Origin of the sequence: Enterobacter bugandensis (genome assembly GCF_900324475.1) — a bacterium.
In the GTDB taxonomy this organism is placed as follows: Bacteria; Pseudomonadota; Gammaproteobacteria; order Enterobacterales; family Enterobacteriaceae; genus Enterobacter; species Enterobacter bugandensis.
Map to the genome: position 1 here is coordinate 3,384,440 of NZ_LT992502.1, position 19,275 is coordinate 3,403,714.

The following is a 19,275-nucleotide window of genomic DNA, read 5'->3' on the forward strand; positions in this document are numbered from 1 at the left end:
TTTTTACGCTTTTGCTTTCGGCATCTGGGAAACCAGCGACAGGTTGACGTCCATACCTTCCACCTGGAAGTGCGGAATCGCATACAATTTCACGCGGAAGAAGCCCGGGTTATCCTCAATATCTTCCACCACCACTTTCGCATCACGCAGTGGATGAGACGCCTGCAGTTCATCGCCCGGATCGGTCATTTCGGTCACCAGACTGCGGACCCAGGTGTTCAGCTCCAGCTCCAGAAGTCGGCGATCCTTAGTGGTGCCAATGTTTTCGCGCTGAATCAGCTTCAGGTAGTGGGCGATACGCGACAGCAGGAAGATGTACGGAAGACGCGCATTGATGCGGCTGTTCGCCGTTGCATCTGCGGTGTCATACAGCGCCGGTTTCTGTGTGGAGTTAGCCGAGAAGAAGCAGGCGTAGTCGCGGTTTTTGTAATAGGACAAAGGAATGAAGCCCAGATTCGCGAATTCGAATTCACGGGTTTCAGGAATCATCACTTCGCTCGGGATTTTTACCTGATTGCCAGTACCGAGATCGTACAGATGGATAGGCAGGTCCTGAACCGCACCACCAGCCTGTGGCCCACGGATCTGTACACACCAGCCATTATTGATAAAGCTGCGCACCATGTTGGACGCAAAAGCAAACGATGCGTTGGTCCATAGGTATTTGTCGTGATCCGGACCTTTGACCTCTTCGACATAATTGAAGCTGCGAACCGGAACGGTATCCGGGCCATACGGCAAACGTCCCAGTACGCGGGGCATCACCAGACCGATGTAGCGCGCGTCGTCGGTATCACGGAACGATTTCCACTTGATGTACTCGGCGCGGTCGAAATAGTTACCAATATCTTTAATCGCCGCAACGTCTTCCATTGACTCCTTGAGGAAGAATTTCGGGCCTGCCGAGCCAATAAACGGCATATGTGCCGCAGCAGAGACTTTAGAGATATTGCGCAGCAGAGCGACATCCTGCGCTGAAGCGTCGAACTCGTAAGCGGAAATCAGCGCCGCAATCGGCTCGCCGCCCGGGGTATCATATTCGTCGATGTAGGTGTGTTTATACAGACCACTCTGGATCACCTCCGGACAGTCTTCAAAGTCCTGGCGCAGGTCTTCTTTAGACATACTCAGAAGCTCAATTTTCACGTTCTGGCGAAAATCGGTTTTATCCACCAGCGACTTCACCCCACGCCACAGGCTCTCAACCGCCTGAAATTCATCATGGTGCATTACAGCGTCCAACTGGCGGCTGATCTGAAAATCAAGCTCAGCGATATGGTGATCAATCAGGCTTTTATCCAGTTTTTCGACTTTCGAGCCTGCTTTGGTCAGACACTCCAGAAAGACCTGCATACCTGCAGTCAGACGTTCATCGGCGGTGGCATCCGACATCGCCTGCGCATCTTGCCAGATATCCAGCGCGCTCAGCTCAGAGACCGGGCTCAGATTGATTTTCTCAAACAGGGAAGCGTAAACCCCACCCGCTGCTGGGCGCTCCAGCACCACGCTTTCACCGCCAGTAATATTATTTTGTACAGACATGAGCATTCCTTGATTAATCCGTTAAAACAGCCTGATGGTTACGATTTTTTTGACGCCAGTGCGGATAATTCATTTCGCAACTCAGCGCTAAGCGACTGGTCAAGAACGATTTTTTCCAGCTCTTTTCGGAAAGTCTGGTTGTCCAAAAGGTTGGCTTTCAAATCACGGAGCAAGTTGCGCATCGCCAGCATCGCCTTCAGTTGCGGTATCTGAGCTGCCACCTGCTCTGGCGTGAAATCTTTCATGCTCTGGAAAGTCAGCTGAATGTTGTCCTCACCGCCATCATCAGCCAGCGTATTTTTAACGGTCAGATTAACTTTTGGGGAATATTCGGAAAGAACGCTATCAAAATTGTTCTTCGTGATATTAACCTTTTCGCGCTCAAATATTGGCGCTGTGTCCTGCCCATTACTAAAATCACCCGCAACAAGCAATTTCAATGGTAATTCCATTTTCTTGCTTGCTCCGCCAGTATGCAGGTCAAGCTTTAGGTTAATACGTGCCTTAGGCACTTCATTCTGAAAACTGTCAGCCATCTCATCTTCCCTCTTTGGTTTTGCTATGCCAACTTCACGGTATCGCGTTGATGCGCAATCATAGAATAATGATCGACACAAAATCAAATACGCAGATCATTAACCCGCAATGAGAAATTTCTTAAGAATTTTCTGCTAAACTATTATTGTGTAATGCCCTACCAAGGCAGAAAAAGAAACTACTCTTTTCGCGCAAACCAAATATTTATATCGTTAAAAGGATCGCAACCAGTGAGATACTAATAAAAACAACTTATTTTGATTTGCATCACGACACTTTGTCAAAAAAGCATGAATTAACTGAAAGAAGCTATTGAGGAACGTAAAAAAAGAAGAAACGAAAAAGTATGAAAAGTGAATATTTTATTGATGGCATGAATAATATATAAGATTTTTCCTTATGAAAATTCTTATTTATTATATGTAGTAAAAAATTCATTTCCGGATACTTAACGAGTCGTCAATCATTAATACCGTGCTTGCTCGTGAATTGACTTTATCCTTGCACAGAGGCTTCTGGTCGCCGCGCAAGAAGGAGGGATGCTCTCAATGCGGCTGTTTATAAAATCTGTAAAATCAAACACCTCCTGGATCGTCGCTTTTTTAATCAAAAACGAGTAATAGCACATATCGTATAACGGTGTTACATTATACCGCCCACCCAACGTCAGCTATGGCCAGGTAACGCCGTAAAGATCGGTAAAGCCTGCAACCATGACCTTGTACTACGGTCTAATAGGCACGTGGTATCGCACTAAGCGTTACTTTCACCGGCTCTACATAGGTTTCTCTATTTTGTCTCAATCCAAATTTCAACGCGCGTTTTTACACCCGCGTTACTGGTTTACATGGTTTGGTCTTGGCGTTCTCTGGCTGCTGGTACAGCTCCCCTACCCTGTGCTGCGTATGCTGGGGTCGAAACTGGGCAGCGCATCCCGCTATTTCCTGAAGCGTCGCGAATCTATCGCGCGTAAAAACATCGAGCTTTGCTTTCCTCAGTACAATGCTGAAGAGCGCGAAAAACTGATCTCTGAAAACTTTAAATCCATCGGCATGGCGCTGCTTGAAACCGGCATGGCCTGGTTCTGGCCGGATGAACGCGTCCGCAAATGGTTTGATGTAGAAGGACTGGACAACCTTAAACGCGCTCAGCTGCAAAAACGCGGCGTGATGGTTGTTGGCGTGCACTTTATGTCCCTGGAGCTTGGCGGGCGCGTGATGGGCCTTTGTCAGCCAATGATGGCAACCTACAGACCGCACAACAGTGCACTGATGGAGTGGGTTCAGACGCGAGGCCGCATGCGCTCCAATAAAGCGATGATCAGCCGTAACAACCTGCGCGGTATGGTTGGCGCCCTGAAGAAAGGTGAGGCCGTCTGGTTCGCTCCTGACCAGGATTACGGACGCAAAGGCAGCAGCTTTGCCCCCTTCTTTGCCGTGAAGGATGTAGCGACGACCAACGGGACTTTCGTCATTTCGCGTTTGTCAGGTGCCTCCATGCTGACCGTGACGATGGTGAGAAAAGCGGATAAGTCAGGCTACCGTCTGCACATCTCTCCGGAAATGGCTAACTATCCGGAAAACGAGTGTGAAGCGGCAGCGTTTATCAATAAGGTCATCGAAACTGAAATCATGCGCGCACCGGAGCAATACCTCTGGATGCATCGCCGTTTCAAAACGCGTCCTCTTGGCGAAGCCTCCCTCTATATTTAAGCCCTGCATGAAGGTTAGTTTCGCTAAGAAACTAGCCTTTTCAATCACCTGTCATCTCACTGCAAAACCGTCTTTGATGGCGTCGCCCAAAGTGAATTTATTGCGCTGTGAAATCAAACTGTCGCCGTTCCACGACACTCGTAAGTGGCGGAAATTATTTAAAAAAATCCCTCTTGTCACCCCTCATTTTTAAGCGTACATTAGCGCCGTCTGGCACCAGGAAAGCACAGAATTCTGAGCGGGAGTCATCGGCGTAACGGGAAAATTCTCATTTCTGTTTAGCCGGGATTTCAGTTCTCTATAATCAGTTGGACTCTGTTTTTAAATGCGTACCACAAGATACGCGGAGCGATGAAACGTGAAATATTTCTTTATGGGCATTTCGGTGATCGTTTTAGTCTGGGCCGGAACCTTTGCCCTGATGATCTAGTGAGAACATGCGGTCAAAAAAACAGGAGCCATTTGGCTCCTGTTTTTTTTGTCATGAGGACACGGGGTTTTCAGCAACGCTCTTTGCTGAGAGCAGGCCATCGGTCCGGAACATACTCTTGATGCCCCTCACCGCCTGACGAATACGGTCGCTGTTTTCGATTAAAGCAAAGCGCACGTGGGTGTCGCCATAATCACCAAAGCCGATGCCCGGGGACACACACACCTTCGCGTCCTGCAGCAGCTTTTTAGCAAACTCCAGCGAACCCATCGCTGCGTACGGTTCCGGAATTTTCGCCCAGACGTACATGGACGCTTTCGGCATCTCCACCATCCAGCCAGCCTCATGTAACCCTTTTACGAGTACGTCGCGGCGACGTTTATACTGAGCAGCAATGTCGTGAACGCACTGCTGATCGCCCTCCAGAGCGGCAATAGCGGCAACCTGCAGCGGCGTGAAGGTACCGTAATCGTGGTAACTCTTGATGCGCGCCAGTGCACTTACCAGCGTTTTGTTACCCACCATAAAGCCAATACGCCAGCCCGCCATGTTGTAGCTTTTCGACAGGGTAAAGAACTCCACCGCCACGTCACGTGCGCCCGGAACCTGCATTATCGACGGGGCTTTCCAGCCGTCATAGACGATATCGGCGTAGGCTAAATCATGAACCACCAGCACGTCATAACGCTTGGCCAGAGCGACAACTTTCTCGAAGAAATCAAGCTCCACGCACTGCGCCGTTGGGTTCGACGGGAAACCGAGGATCATCATCTTGGGTTTCGGGTAGCTTTCGCGAATGGCACGTTCCAGTTCATTAAAGAAATCGACACCTTCCACTAGCGGAACAGAGCGCACCTGCGCCCCGGCAATCACCGCGCCGTAGATATGGATTGGGTAACTAGGATTGGGTACCAGCACCGTATCACCGTGATCCAGCGTGGCCAGCATGAGATGTGCCAACCCTTCTTTCGAGCCGATGGTGACAATCGCCTCACTTTCAGGATCGATATCAACCTGATAACGATCCTGATACCAGCGCGAGATCGCGCGACGTAACCTGGGAATACCGCGCGAGGTTGAGTAGCCGTGCGTATCCGGGCGCTGGGCAACCGTGCAGAGCTTTTCAACGATATGCGGTGGCGTTGGGCCGTCAGGGTTACCCATGCTGAAATCGATAATATCTTCGCCGCGCCGACGCGCAGCCATCTTCAGTTCAGCAGTGATATTGAAAACATAAGGGGGGAGACGATCGATACGTGTAAAACGGCGTTCAGGACTGAATTCAGCCATAGATTCCTCAGATTAACGTTAGCGCCCGGACCGTCCGAGCGACGCTGCCACCGATGTGGCGTGCTTAGAAAATAACCTGAAAAAAATCACCCTGTCGAGAGGGAAATGAAAAAAAAGCGCCCCCGTGAAAACCGGAACACTGCAATGCCTGAAAATGGAAACAGGGTTCTGATATTGGCTTTCCGTTAGCCGTTATTTAACACAATGATATCAAAACAGTTACCTGGTGATTTGGCGCTGAGAAAAAATCGGGCAGCATCAATCCTCACCTGACAATCCCCTTTGTAAAATATGGTTTTTCCTCATTTGATAAACCCGACGGATAGCTGGTCAATACGCCCCAGGTTTTTTATCATGGTTCTTTCCCGTTTGCCCAGGTCTGCTCCGTGCACGAGATATTCACTATGCTGCTGGCGGTTTTTGACCGTGCGGCATTAATGCTGATTTGCCTGTTCTTCCTGATTCGCATTCGCCTGTTTCGCGAGCTTTTGCATAAATCCGCACACTCGCCGAAAGAGCTGCTGGCCGTTACCGCCATCTTTTCTCTGTTCGCACTGTTTAGCACCTGGTCCGGGGTGCCGGTAGAGGGTTCGCTGGTTAACGTGCGCATTATCGCCGTCATGTCCGGCGGAATTTTGTTTGGCCCGTGGGTGGGTGTCATCACCGGCGTGATTGCCGGGACCCATCGCTACCTGATTGATATCGGTGGCGTAACGGCAGTGCCATGCTTTATCACCAGCATTATCGCCGGGGTGCTTTCCGGCTGGATCGGCCGTAAGATCCCAAAAAAACAGCGCTGGCGCGCCGGGATTGCTGCGGGCATGGTGTGCGAAACGCTGACCATGGTCCTTGTCGTCGTCTGGGCCCCCACCACCGCGCTGGGGCTGGATATCGTCTCGAAAATCGGTATTCCTATGATCCTGGGCAGCGTCTGCATCGGTTTTATCGTGCTGCTGGTACAGAGCGTTGAAGGGGAAAAAGAGGCCAGCGCCGCCCGTCAGGCCAAGCTGGCGCTGGATATTGCCAACAAAACGCTGCCGCTCTTTCGCCACGTTAACGCGGAGTCGCTGCGCCAGGTCTGCGAGATCATCCGCCACGACATTCACGCTGACGCCGTCGCCATCACCAATATCGACCACGTGCTGGCCTACGTAGGCGTTGGAGAACACAACTATCGCGACAGTGATGACACCATTAGTCCGACCACCAGACAGGCGATTAACTACGGAAAAATCATCATTAAAAACAATGATGAAGCTCACCGAACGCCGGAAATTCACTCGATGCTGGTGATCCCGCTATGGGAAAAAGGCGTTGTGACGGGCACGCTGAAAATTTATTACTGCCACGCGCATCAGATCACCTCCACGCTGCAGGAGATGGCCATTGGCCTGTCGCAGATTATCTCTACTCAGCTTGAGGTCTCCCGGGCAGAACAGCTGCGTGAGATGGCAAATAAGGCAGAGCTGCGCGCGCTGCAGAGCAAAATTAATCCCCATTTCCTGTTTAACGCGCTCAACGCTATCTCCTCTTCCATTCGTTTGAATCCGGACACCGCGCGCCAGCTGATTTTTAACCTGTCGCGCTATCTGCGCTACAACATCGAACTGAAAGATGACGAGCAGATAGACATTAAAAAAGAGCTTTATCAGATCAAAGACTATATCGCGATTGAGCAGGCGCGCTTTGGCGACAAGCTCACGGTGATTTACGATATTGATGAAGAGGTCAATTGCGTGATCCCGAGCCTGCTGATCCAGCCGCTGGTTGAAAACGCGATTGTTCACGGTATTCAGCCCTGTAAAGGCAAAGGGGTGGTCACCATCAGCATCACCGAAAGCGGCAACCGGGTGCGAATTGCGGTGCGCGATACCGGCCACGGGATTGACCCAAAAGTCATTGAGCGCGTGGAGTCTAACGAGATGCCCGGGAATAAAATCGGGCTGCTGAACGTGCACCACAGAGTCAAGCTTCTCTACGGCGACGGGCTGCATATTCATCGTCTTGAACCAGGCACTGAAATCGCTTTTTACGTCCCGAATGAGCGCTCCCCTGTTCATGCGGCGACATCTTTATTACCTCAGGGTGAGTAATATGAAAGTCATCATCGTTGAAGATGAATTCCTGGCTCAACAGGAACTAACCTGGCTTATCAAAACCCACAGCCAGATGGAGATTGTGGGTACGTTTGATGATGGTCTGGACGTGCTGAAGTTTCTGCAGCATAACCGGGTTGACGCGATTTTTCTGGATATCAATATTCCCTCGCTGGACGGCGTGCTGCTGGCGCAAAATATCAATCAGTTTGCCCATAAGCCGTTTATTGTGTTCGTTACCGCATGGAAAGAGCATGCCGTAGAAGCCTTCGAGCTGGAGGCATTTGACTATATTCTGAAGCCTTACCAGGAGTCGCGAATTGTCAGCATGCTGCAAAAGCTGGAGGCCGCATGGCAGCAACAGAGCGCTCCGGCTACCGCCAGCCCGACGATACGGGAAAACGACACCATTAATCTGGTCAAAGATGAGCGCATCATCGTGACCCCGGTCAACGATATCTACTACGCCGAAGCGCACGAAAAGATGACGTTTGTCTATACGCGGCGGGAATCGTATGTCATGGCGATGAACATTACCGAATTCTGCAGCAAGCTTCCGGCAGCCCACTTTTTCCGCTGCCACCGTTCGTTTTGCGTCAATTTAAACAAGATCCGCGAGATTGAACCGTGGTTTAACAACACCTATATTTTGCGCCTTAAGGATTTGGATTTTCAGGTGCCGGTGAGCCGCAGCAAAGTGAAAGAATTCCGCCAGCTGATGCACCTGTAACGAAAGAGCCCTCTCCCGCGGGAGAGGGTAATGATACATCAGAGAATTTGACCGAGAACCTGACGCAGATGGGCACCCGAACCCAGCAGGCCTGGGTTATCATGCACGATGAGATAAACGGGAATGTCCTGTACGTAGCTTCTGAAACGCCCTTTATCTTCAAACCCGCCGCGGAAACCGGAGGCTTTAAAGAAGTCGAGGAAGCGCGGCACGATCCCGCCCGCAATATAGACCCCGCCAAAGGTGCCCAGCGTTAGCGCCAGGTTGCCGCCGAACCGTCCCATAATAACGCAGAACAGCGAAAGAGCGCGACGGCAGTCGATGCAGCTGTCCGCCAGCGCGCGTTCAGTGACGTCTTTCGGCTGCAGGTTTTCCGGCAGACGACCGTCCGATTTCACAATCGCACGATACAGGTTCACCAGCCCCGGCCCTGACAGGACGCGCTCGGCGGAAACGTGGCCGATCTCCGCGCGTAACTCTTCGAGGATAATGCCCTCTTCTTCGCTGTTTGGCGCAAAGTCCACATGGCCGCCTTCACCCGGCAGGCTCACCCAGCGCTGAGCAACATGCACCAGGTGCGACACGCCCAGGCCGGTACCGGCGCCGTAAACCGCAATCGGCTTGCCTTCGACCGGTTCAGCGCCGCCAAACTGAATCAGGTGCTCCGGCTTCAGCATCGGGATCGCCATGGACACCGCGGTGAAGTCATTGATGATTTCCAGATGCGCAAAACCGAGATTCTTTTTCATCTCTGCGATGGAGAATGCCCAGGTATGGTTGGTCATTGCGACCCAGTCGCCGGTTATCGGGCAGGCAATGGCGATGCAGCCGTCTTCGACGCTCACCTGATGCTCTTCCAGATAGACGCGAACAACGGCCTCAAGGCTTGGGTAATCCAGCCCTGAGTAGGTCTTCGCCCGAGAAATTTCACCGCTACTTACATCGCATAATGCGAGACGCGCGTTCGTGCCGCCCACATCGCCTACCAAAGCATACTTTGTCATTCTTCTACTGCTCCGCTAAAGTCAGAATAAATCTTTCGGACACTGTAAATTCAAGGCGTGATAACAACAACGACCGGAAGGTGAATGCCCGTGGATTATCGATCTTCGTCACAGAATAACTTTACCGTTTCAGCACCTTTTGCACTATTGCCATAAGGCTTAATATGCAAAGTAACGTCATTGCATTTTGTACAAGGAAATCATCATGCTCCACCCGCGAGCCAGAACCATGCTGTTGCTGGCAATTCCGGCGCTGATCATTGGCGTGGCCTCAAGCCTGGTCCTTATCGTCGTGATGAAAATCGCGTCGGTGCTGCAAACTCTCTTATGGACAGCGCTTCCGGCAAAACTGGGGGTCACCGCGGATTCTTCGGCGTGGATCATCCTGATGCTGACGTTAACCGGTATTGCGGTGGGTCTGGCGATCCGTTTCAGTCCCGGCCACGCCGGACCGGACCCGGCGCTGGAACCTCTTATTGGCGCCCCGGTTCCCCCCTCTGCACTGCCGGGGCTGATCGTCGCGTTGATCGTGGGCCTGGCGGGCGGCGTCAGCCTGGGTCCCGAGCATCCGATTATGGCGGTGAATATTGGCCTGGCGGTGTTCCTCGGCGCACGCATTCTGCCTCGCGTCGGCGCGCTGGACTGGACCATCCTCGCCTCCGCAGGCACCATCGGGGCGCTTTTTGGCACGCCTGTCGCTGCTGCCCTGATCTTTTCTCAGACGTTGGCCAGTGATAACGACGTCCCGCTCTGGGATAAACTGTTCGCTCCACTGATGGCCGCGGCTGCCGGCGCGCTGACGACAAGCCTGTTTTTCCATCCCCATTTTTCCCTCTCTCTGCCGCACTACGGAGAGATGCGGATTGCAGATATATTCAGCGGCGCCATCGTCGTCGCGATCGCCATCGCGCTGGGCATGGTGGCGGTATGGTGTCTTCCGCGCCTGCACCGGCTGGTGCATAAACTCAAACATCCGGTATTGATTCTGGGAACAGGGGGGTTAATCCTCGGTGTTTTAGGCGCAATTGGCGGAACGGTGACCCTGTTCAAAGGTCTGGACGAGATGCAGCAGCTGGCCTTCAGCCAAGTATTTAGCGTGTCCGATTACCTGTTGTTTGCCGTCATCAAGCTGGCGGCGCTTGTCGTTGCTGCAGCGTGCGGTTTCCGCGGCGGGCGTATCTTCCCGGCGGTGTTTGTCGGCGTGGCGCTGGGGCTGATGCTGCACGAGCATGTCGACGCGGTTCCGGCGGCGATTACCGTATCCTGCTCTATTCTGGGGCTGGTACTGGTGGTGACGCGCGATGCATGGCTGAGCCTGTTTATGGCGGCGGTGGTGGTGCCGGATTCGACGCTGTTCCCGCTGCTCTGCATCGTGATGTTGCCCGCCTGGCTCCTGCTGGCGGGCAAACCGATGATGATGGCCTGGCGAAACGACAAATAATCAGGCGCTATTGCGCGCTTCCAGCGCTTTGGTAATCGCCCCCAGCAGCGGCGGGATATCCGCTTTTGGCAGCATCACCTCAATTAGCGAGAGCCGCTCGTGGTGCGCCACTTTTTCCAGCACGTCCGCCAGCTGCTCCGCTTCACTGACTTGCCAGCACTGGGCCTGAGGATCGAGGCTCAGGGCCTGCGGGATTTGCGTCCAGTTCCATAGCGCAATGTCATTGTAACGCTGTTCCGGCCCGTGAATTGCCCTTTCAACCGTGTATCCTTCGTTGTTGAGCACCAGAATGATGGGATGTTGTTTATCACGCAACATTGACCCGAGCTCCTGAATGGTCAACTGTGCCGCACCATCCCCCGTTAGCACAATCACCCGCCGGTTCGGGCATGCCGTTTGCGCACCGAACGCCGCGGCCAGGGTGTAGCCGATCGAGCCCCACAGCGGCTGGACGATAAAATTCACGTCGGCAGGCAAACGCAGGTCAATCGCGCCGAAGGCCGAGGTGCCCTGATCGGCCAGGATGATGTCTCCCGGGCGAATAAACGTTTGCAGCGTTTGCCAGAAATTCTCCTGAGTAAGTGAGCCGTCCGGCTGAGGGAAATTCATCGCGCTGTGCGATGCCGGAACAGGCTTATCGTGAATATGCTGTTTGCACAGCTCCAGCAGCGCTTCAATGGCCTGGGCCATCGGGATGCCGGTAAACCAGATATCGCCGACGCGGGCGGCATGAGGCTGGACTTCTATCGTCTGTGCAGGCGTTAACTGATGGGTAAACCCGGCCGTCAGAGTATCGGTAAAACGCGTGCCGATGCACAGCACCGTATCCGCCCCCTCTATCGCCTCTTTTACCGGACCGGCACTGGCCGAACCGCTGTAGGTGCCGTAAAAACCGGCGTTACGTTCGTCGAATATGCCTTTGCCCATCAGCATCGTGGCATGCGCCATCGGCACATCCTTCACCCACTTCTGCAGCGCGTGCTTCAGCCCATGGCGCAGGACAAGAAAATCCGCTAACAGCGCGGTACGCTTACTCGCTGCCAGTTGACGCTCCGCAGCATCCCGGAACGCTTTCAGGCAGGCGCTATCGGCATGGGCATGCCGAAGCGTGAGAGCGTTTACAGGCGGCGTAGCGGCTTTTTTTGCCACATCAGCAGGTAACATCAAATAGCCGGGGCGACGTTCTCGGAGCATCGTCGTCAGTACCCGGTCGATTTCATAACAGGCGTTTTGTTCGGTCAGGATCGCCTGTGCAACGGTGATCGGCTCGCTCATATGGTAAAAATGACGGAACTCACCATCGCCCAGCGTATGGTGCAGCAGTTCCCCTCTTTGCTGAGACGCCATCCCCGGCGCGCCAACAATATGCAGCACCGGAACGTGCTCGGCATAGCTGCCCGCAATGCCGTTCATGGCACTTAATTCGCCGACGCCAAACGTCGTCAGCAGCGCGGCGAAGCCCTTACATCGGGCATATCCGTCAGCGGCATAAGAGGCGTTTAACTCGTTGGCACAGCCCACCCAGCAGATATCCGGGCTGTCTATTACGTGGTCGAGAAACTGCAGGTTATAGTCGCCCGGCACGCCAAACAGATGATCGGCTCCACAATCTGTAAGACGGTCCAGCAGGTAATCGGCGACGCAGTACGGGGTACGCATAAACAGGTATCCTTCTGATGTTGACCTCACTTTGAGTATTAAATAAGCGTGATGGCTGTCCAGAATTGGCGATAAGAAGGCTATGGAAAGAATGCTTTACAAAAAATGCTGGGTTATGCTGCTTTTTTTCACGTTAATGTAAACGTATACACTGATTTTTCTCTTCAGCACGAGAGGTCATACGAATGGGTTATCAGCCGGACAAAAATCGTTATCAGACAATGGAGTATCGCCGCTGTGGGCGAAGCGGACTCAGGTTGCCCGCGGTCTCGCTGGGGCTGTGGCATAACTTTGGTGACGCTACGCTTATCGAAAATAGCCGTCAACTTTTACAGCGCGCGTTCGATCTGGGTATTACACATTTCGACCTTGCCAATAACTATGGTCCCCCGCCGGGGTCCGCCGAGCGTAATTTCGGCCGTATTTTGCAGGAGGATTTCCTGCCCTGGCGCGATGAGCTGATCGTCTCCACGAAAGCGGGATATACCATGTGGGACGGCCCTTATGGCGACTGGGGATCGCGTAAATATCTGCTGGCAAGCCTCGATCAAAGCCTGAAGCGCATGGGGCTGGAATATGTCGATATCTTCTATCATCACCGTCCGGACCCGGAAACACCGCTGCAGGAAACCATGAAAGCGCTTGACCATCTGGTGCGCCAGGGCAAAGCCCTGTATGTCGGGTTATCCAACTATCCTGCCGAGCTGGCGCGAAAAGCGATTGATATCCTGAATGACCTGGGCACGCCCTGCCTGATCCACCAGCCGAAATACTCAATGTTCGAACGTGCGCCGGAAGAGGGTTTGCTGGATGTTCTGCAGGAAAAAGGGGTCGGCTGTATTCCCTTCTCGCCGCTGGCAGGGGGACAGTTGACCAACCGGTATCTTAACGGTATTCCCGCCGATTCCCGTGCGGCAAGCGGCAGTCAATTCCTTAACCCGGAACAGATCACCGAAGAGAAGCTTGAGAAGGTGCGCCAGCTAAACGCCCTGGCAGAAAGCCGCGGCCAGAAGCTCTCGCAGATGGCGCTTGCCTGGGTATTACGCCATGAGGAGGTCACGTCGGTGCTGATCGGAGCCAGCAAAACGGCTCAGATTGATGATGCCGTGGGTATGCTGGAAAACCGCCAGTTTACCGCAGAAGAACTTTCTCTAATCGACCAGATCCTGAGTAGTTCAAAATAAAACCACTTTTAGCAAAAAGTGCTCTCCCTCGGGAATTCGGAGTTGAGGCGATGAAACGAGCCTTTACCAACTCGTAATATTGCGTTAACAGGCCCCACGAAGGCCCCGATCGTGAAGGAGAAAGAGTATGTTCAGGTCACTGATTCTTGCAGCGGTATTACTGGCTTCTGCCCCGCTGGTCGCCACTGCTGGCGAAATCACCCTGTTGCCATCAGTAAAATTACAAATTGGCGATCGTGACGACTACGGCAGATACTGGGACGGTGGCTACTGGCGCGACCGTGATTACTGGCACCGTCATTATGAATGGCGGGGTGACCGCTGGCGCAGGCACGATAACGGCCTGCATCGCGGCTGGTATAAAAACAACGCCTATGAGCGCGGCTACCGCGAAGGCTGGAAAGATCGTGACGACCGCCGCGGCGGCTGGGGTCACGGCGGAAAAGGACGCGGTGGTCACGGTCACGGTCATCATTAATGCAAAAAGGAGCCTCCCGGCTCCTTTTTCTTTTATAGCCCCAGCGCGGTGCCAATCAACAGCCACAGGTTTAGCGCTACGACGACCACCACGATGGCCCACCCGGCCCGTTTCACCAGCGTCGTATTAACCAGTTCGCCCATCAGAGTTTTATTGCTGGTGAAAATCAGCAGCGGCACCAGCGCCAGCGCAATACCAAAGCTCAGCAGCACCTGGCTCATCACCAGAATTCGCGTTGGATCGAGCCCCATCAGAATCACGATAAACGACGGAAGCATGGTGATAAAACGACGCACCCACAATGGAATATGGAAGCGAACAAATCCCTGCATCACCACCTGCCCTGCCAGCGTCCCCACCACCGTGGAGGAGAGACCGGCGGCAACCAGGCTCAGACCAAATATCGTGGCAGCAGCATGGCTCAGTAACGGCTCAAGCGTGAGGTAAGCCTGGTCGAGATCGGCGACACCAGTATGACCGTTAAAGTGGAAAGCGGCGGCTGCGGTGGCCATCATCGCCAGATTCACAAAACCCGCGATGGTCATGGCGATTGCCACATCCCATTTGGTTGCCGAGTAGCGTTCTTTACGCGTCCCGCCGTGCAGATGCTGGGTCAAAGAGGAGTGCAAATAAATGACATGCGGCATAATGGTCGCCCCAAGTACCCCGGCGGCCAGGAAAACCGCTTCCGAGGTTGGCAGGCTTGGGATCACCATGCCTTTCGCGAGCTGCGCCAGATTCGGCTGTGAGAAAATCAGCTCGACGATGTACGCCGCAGCAACAAACAGCAGCAGGCCACCAATGACCTTCTCCAGCGGTTTTTGACCCCGACGTTGCAGCATCAGGATCAGGAATGTGGCAATCCCGGTCAGCACCGCCCCCTGTAACAGCGACACGCCCAGAATCAGCTTAAAGCCGATCGCTGCCCCGATAAATTCAGCGAGATCGGTTGCCATGGCGATAATTTCCGCCTGAACCCAGTAGAGCCACACCGCCGGACGGGGATAATGGTCGCGAATTTGCTCCGCCAGGTTTTTACCCGTGGCAATCCCCAGTTTTGCAGAGAGCATCTGAATCAGCATCGCCATCAGGTTTGCCCAGACGACCACCCACAGCAGCTTATAGCCGAAACTGGCCCCGGCCTGAATATTGGTCGCAAAATTACCCGGATCGATATAGCCGATGGCAGCAATAAAAGCAGGTCCCATTAATGCGAACCGCAACTTGCGCGCGGCTCTACCACTGCTACCCTCTACGCGACTGTTTGTCATTATCTGCCTCTGGAAATATAGCCTTTGCTATGTTTAATGCTATCAAAATGAGAATGATTATCAAGATCATTTAGAGAGTTTAAAATGATTTCTCTGATAGCTAAGAACAATAGATGGGCAGGTGGTGCGACATCACAGAATGTGAAAATGCGCGGTCATTTGTGAAGCGTAGCACACAAACTTAACTTTTCACTCATTTACCTAACATAACAAAAATGTATTGTGGATCACTAATTTTGAGACTCGTCACAGGATGTAACTATAGTGTGTCCCTGATCTCGTTTTCTTTTCGGTTGTTACATAGAATGTGCACGAAAATTAAACCTGCCTCATATTTGGAGCAAATATGGACCGCGTCCTTCATTTTGTCCTGGCACTTGTTGTCGTTACTGCACTCGCATTGCTGGTCAGCACAGACCGCAAAAAAATTCGTATTCGTTATGTTGTCCAGCTGCTGGTCATTGAAGTTTTACTTGCGTGGTTCTTCCTGAACTCCAACGTAGGCCTCGGCTTCGTGAAAGGCTTCTCCGAAATGTTCGAAAAACTGCTCGGATTCGCCAACGAAGGGACAAACTTTGTCTTCGGTAAAATGAACGACGAAGGTCTGGCATTCTTCTTCCTGAAGGTACTGTGCCCAATCGTCTTCATCTCCGCGCTGATCGGTATTCTGCAGCACATCCGCGTTCTGCCGTTCGTTATTCGTGGCATTGGTTTCCTGTTATCCAAAGTAAACGGCATGGGCAAGCTGGAATCTTTCAACGCCGTAAGTTCCCTGATCCTCGGTCAGTCTGAGAACTTCATCGCGTATAAAGATATCCTCGGCAAAATGTCTCGTAACCGCATGTACACCATGGCGGCAACCGCGATGTCTACCGTTTCCATGTCTATCGTGGGCGCGTACATGACCATGCTGGAGCCAAAATATGTGGTTGCAGCGCTGGTTCTGAATATGTTCAGCACCTTTATCGTTCTGTCGCTGATCAACCCGTATCGTGTTGACGCCAGCGAAGAGAACATCCAGATGTCTAACCTGCACGAAGGTCAGAGCTTCTTCGAAATGCTGGGTGAGTACATCCTGGCCGGTTTCAAAGTGGCGATTATTGTTGCCGCGATGCTGATCGGCTTTATCGCCCTGATCTCCGCACTGAACGCCCTGTTCGCCGCTGTGCTGGGCATCTCCTTCCAGGGCATCCTGGGCTACATCTTCTACCCTGTCGCATGGGTGATGGGTGTTCCAGCTCACGAAGCGCTGCAGGTGGGAAGTATCATGGCGACCAAACTGGTTTCTAACGAATTCGTTGCGATGATGGATCTGCAGAAAATCGCCAGCACGCTCTCTCCACGTGCGGAAGGCATTCTGTCCGTATTCCTGGTCTCCTTCGCGAACTTCTCGTCCATCGGTATTATCGCCGGTGCGATTAAAGGCCTGAACGAAGAACAGGGTAACGTGGTTTCTCGCTTTGGCCTGAAACTGGTTTACGGCTCCACCCTGGTGAGCGTCCTGTCTGCTTCTATCGCTGCGCTGGTTCTGTAACGTTTACCGTAAAAAAAAACCGGGAGACTTGCTCCCGGTTTTTTTATGCCCGCAATTCTTCCAGCGGTTTGGGTTTGCCTATCAGGTAGCCCTGGAGATAGTCCACGCCGAAGCGTAGCAGCATCTCCCGCTGCGCTGGCGTCTCAACATATTCGGCCACCACGCACAGTGATTTCGTCTTCGCCAGATTACATATTGACTGGACGATCATTGCGTCCATATCATCAGTACAAATATCTTTCACGAAACAGCCGTCAATTTTAATGATGTCTGCCTGCAGGCGTCTCAGACGCTCGTAGTTGGCGTAGCCGGTACCAAAATCATCGATGGCAATCCTGAAACCGTAGTTCCGCAGCTGCTGAATGTTGTGGATGCTGCAGCCGGAATTGGAGAAGGCCTGCTCTTCGGTGATCTCAATCACGACAGCCTGAGGCGCAACGCCGTACCGTTCAAAGAGCGCACAAATCTCAGTCGCCACCTCATTTTGCATCAGCGTAAGCGGCATCAGATTGACAGAGAAACGGGCGCCAGCCTGCGTGGCTGGGTGATCGCGCAGCCACAGCAGTAATTTTTCCATGACGCACATATCAAACCGGTGGCTGAGGTTGAACTGGGCAATCAGGGGAATAAAGCGGTCAGGGGTGATGATCTCGCCCTCGCTCTCCATACGCGCCAGAATTTCGTAGTACCCGCTACCGTCCGCCTTCTGGATCGGCTGCGCATACAAATGGAACTGCCCCGCCTCCAGGGCGTGCTTAATCCGCGCCAGCATCAGGACACGCTCCGTTGTTTGTCCTGATGCAGCTTCCAGGCTATTCGTCAGCGCAAGAACGTTGTGCGCTCCGCAGGATTGCTCGGCCAGCCAGCTCAGTTGCCCCAGCGTGTGGTGCAGTTTCTCACCGTTTTCGACCATTCCCCAGGACGCGCCAAATTCGATATCCAGCCCGGTATTGTTCCAGAAAATCTTACGGCTGTTCAGCCGATCAACCATATGCTGGAGGCGCTCGGCCGTTCCCTGCCCAAGCAATACCAGCACCAGCTCGCTTCCCGGCAGCTGGAAAAGCGTCTCATCTTTTTGCAACAGCGGCTGGAGAGAGGACGTGATCATTCGTTTGCAGTGCACCCGCATGAGAATGCCGTAATGGCGGCTTAAAAACTCCAGATTATCCATTCTCAGGCAACACACTTTGGCATCCGGGTGGTCGAGGAGAAAATCTTCCAGCGCACGAATGTTGGGTAATCCGGTCAGCGGATCGGTGAGCGCTCTGTCCTGCCAGCCCTGCTTCAACCATTCGCTTCGCTGATAGATACGCGACATATAAAGCAGGCAGATAGCAAATGAGATCAGTACCGACAGGATAAAGGAGAGCGAATGGCCCGACTCCACTCCGTTTAGAAAGTTGTAGTTGTAGGTCAACAGCAGAAGCGCAGAGGTGGCCCACAGCAGAGAGATAAGCGCGTAGCTCAGACGGCTAATCGCTAACGTAAAGAGAATGAAAATAATCGGCATCAAATAGCCTGCAATAACAGGCGACTCAAAAGGCGCACATAAAATTGCGATGATGGCGATTAACAGCATCAGCCAGACGAATATATATAATGATTTCTTGTGTAAAAACACGGGCTTCACACTTCGCCGCCAGAACTTGATGGCATAACGAGGATTAATAATCATTCTTAACGGATAATAGAACATCATGGTAAAAATCATCGCCGCGCATATCAGGCTTTGAATATCAACAACGTTATAAATTACCGTTCCTTCGCCGAAGAAAGTTGAGATTGTGACCGGAAAATCAAAGAAATAGCCAGCGAGATACATCGACATTTTAATGCCTATCGGCACCATAAAGCCGAGCCAAAATATGCGTAACCCAATGTGCCTGTTGGGCATACAGTAGCGCCAGCGCCGGCCCAGCAGAAGGCGCAGAACACCGCAGGCAGCGAATACGGAGAAAGTCTGACAGAACAGTAATACTGAATATTGTAGTGGTGCTAAATTAACGTTAAATATATTAGCAACCATAAAACTTATCAGAATAGGCAGAATACCGCGGCGCCCCAATAACAGCATAATCGCCAGCATAACGCTTAACGGGAGCCACGCTAAATAAACGTCGTGTTCATTAACAATTGCACGCGGGGAGAGATAACGGGAAACGGGAACCGCAATCAGACAGATCGCCAGAGCAATTATAAATATCTTTACATTATTATACGATTTTCTATTCATTAAGCTGGGGGAGATTATTATCCATTCATATCATTGACCGCATGGATAATAGGTTTATTAATTACGCGAATCAAGTTGAAGTCTATTTATAGACTGATTTATTGATTTCGGTTGAGGTGGGATATGGAAAAAAA

General features: G+C 52.4%; 15 protein-coding genes. 8 read left to right on the top strand and 7 right to left on the bottom strand.

Annotation, left to right across the window (positions count from 1 at the left end; all coding sequences use genetic code 11):
- Positions 1–3: 3 nt before the first annotated feature.
- Both tssC and tssB read right to left on the bottom strand, forming a co-directional pair.
- The gene (gene tssC / locus DG357_RS16310) at positions 4–1,548 is read right to left on the bottom strand and encodes a type VI secretion system contractile sheath large subunit (RefSeq protein ID WP_047368046.1); all 1,545 of its coding nucleotides are present in this window, start codon (positions 1,546–1,548) and stop codon (positions 4–6) included.
- A gap of 32 nt (positions 1,549–1,580) precedes the next feature.
- Positions 1,581–2,078, bottom strand: a complete 498-nt coding sequence (gene tssB / locus DG357_RS16315) for a type VI secretion system contractile sheath small subunit (RefSeq protein WP_041908834.1) — start codon at positions 2,076–2,078, stop codon at positions 1,581–1,583.
- 792 nt (positions 2,079–2,870) lie between these two features.
- Between tssB and lpxP the strand changes: the two genes are divergently transcribed.
- Together lpxP and ypdK are read left to right on the top strand one after the other, a co-directional pair.
- A complete protein-coding gene (lpxP, locus tag DG357_RS16320; protein ID WP_028013977.1) occupies positions 2,871–3,791 on the top strand; it encodes a kdo(2)-lipid IV(A) palmitoleoyltransferase in 921 nt (306 codons plus the stop codon).
- 358 nt (positions 3,792–4,149) lie between these two features.
- Complete coding sequence (gene ypdK, locus DG357_RS16330) at positions 4,150–4,221, top strand: membrane protein YpdK (protein WP_099458937.1); 72 nt, start codon at positions 4,150–4,152, stop codon at positions 4,219–4,221.
- A gap of 51 nt (positions 4,222–4,272) precedes the next feature.
- On the opposite strand, the gene alaC is transcribed toward ypdK, so the two are convergent.
- Positions 4,273–5,511 (bottom strand): alanine transaminase, encoded by a 1,239-nt coding sequence (gene alaC / locus DG357_RS16335; RefSeq protein WP_088204742.1) that lies wholly within the window; start codon positions 5,509–5,511, stop codon positions 4,273–4,275.
- Between the two features lie 386 nt (positions 5,512–5,897).
- Between alaC and DG357_RS16340 the strand changes: the two genes are divergently transcribed.
- Together DG357_RS16340 and DG357_RS16345 are read left to right on the top strand one after the other, a co-directional pair.
- On the top strand, positions 5,898–7,604 hold the full coding sequence (locus DG357_RS16340; RefSeq protein ID WP_088204741.1) for a sensor histidine kinase: 1,707 nt from the start codon (positions 5,898–5,900) through the stop codon (positions 7,602–7,604).
- A 1-nt stretch (position 7,605) separates the two neighbouring features.
- Positions 7,606–8,337, top strand: a complete 732-nt coding sequence (locus DG357_RS16345) for a LytR/AlgR family response regulator transcription factor (protein WP_028013980.1) — start codon at positions 7,606–7,608, stop codon at positions 8,335–8,337.
- Positions 8,338–8,375: 38 nt separating this feature from the next.
- On the opposite strand, the gene glk is transcribed toward DG357_RS16345, so the two are convergent.
- Positions 8,376–9,341, bottom strand: a complete 966-nt coding sequence (glk, locus tag DG357_RS16350; protein WP_028013981.1) for a glucokinase — start codon at positions 9,339–9,341, stop codon at positions 8,376–8,378.
- A gap of 205 nt (positions 9,342–9,546) precedes the next feature.
- Between glk and DG357_RS16355 the strand changes: the two genes are divergently transcribed.
- Entirely contained in the window at positions 9,547–10,782 is a 1,236-nt protein-coding gene (locus DG357_RS16355; protein WP_041908826.1) for an ion channel protein, read from the top strand.
- On the opposite strand, the gene ipdC is transcribed toward DG357_RS16355, so the two are convergent.
- Positions 10,783–12,441, bottom strand: coding sequence for an indolepyruvate decarboxylase (gene ipdC / locus DG357_RS16360; RefSeq protein ID WP_028013983.1), 1,659 nt, complete (start codon positions 12,439–12,441; stop codon positions 10,783–10,785). It abuts the gene before it with no gap.
- 185 nt (positions 12,442–12,626) lie between these two features.
- Here ipdC and mgrA point away from each other — a divergent pair, with 185 nt between their 5' ends.
- Positions 12,627–13,625 (top strand): L-glyceraldehyde 3-phosphate reductase, encoded by a 999-nt coding sequence (mgrA, locus tag DG357_RS16365; RefSeq protein ID WP_088204740.1) that lies wholly within the window; start codon positions 12,627–12,629, stop codon positions 13,623–13,625.
- A gap of 127 nt (positions 13,626–13,752) precedes the next feature.
- Positions 13,753–14,103, top strand: coding sequence for a DUF2502 domain-containing protein (locus DG357_RS16370; protein WP_028013985.1), 351 nt, complete (start codon positions 13,753–13,755; stop codon positions 14,101–14,103).
- 32 nt (positions 14,104–14,135) lie between these two features.
- Here the strand turns inward: DG357_RS16370 and DG357_RS16375 are convergent, their stop codons facing one another.
- The gene (locus tag DG357_RS16375; RefSeq protein ID WP_028013986.1) at positions 14,136–15,374 is read right to left on the bottom strand and encodes an Nramp family divalent metal transporter; all 1,239 of its coding nucleotides are present in this window, start codon (positions 15,372–15,374) and stop codon (positions 14,136–14,138) included.
- A gap of 346 nt (positions 15,375–15,720) precedes the next feature.
- On the opposite strand from DG357_RS16375, the gene DG357_RS16380 reads away from it, so the two are divergent.
- Positions 15,721–16,908: a NupC/NupG family nucleoside CNT transporter gene (locus DG357_RS16380; protein ID WP_008501591.1), complete on the top strand. Its 1,188-nt coding sequence runs from the start codon at positions 15,721–15,723 to the stop codon at positions 16,906–16,908.
- A gap of 43 nt (positions 16,909–16,951) precedes the next feature.
- Here the strand turns inward: DG357_RS16380 and DG357_RS16385 are convergent, their stop codons facing one another.
- The gene (locus DG357_RS16385; RefSeq protein ID WP_088204739.1) at positions 16,952–19,141 is read right to left on the bottom strand and encodes a sensor domain-containing phosphodiesterase; all 2,190 of its coding nucleotides are present in this window, start codon (positions 19,139–19,141) and stop codon (positions 16,952–16,954) included.
- Between the last annotated feature and the right edge of the window lie 134 nt (positions 19,142–19,275).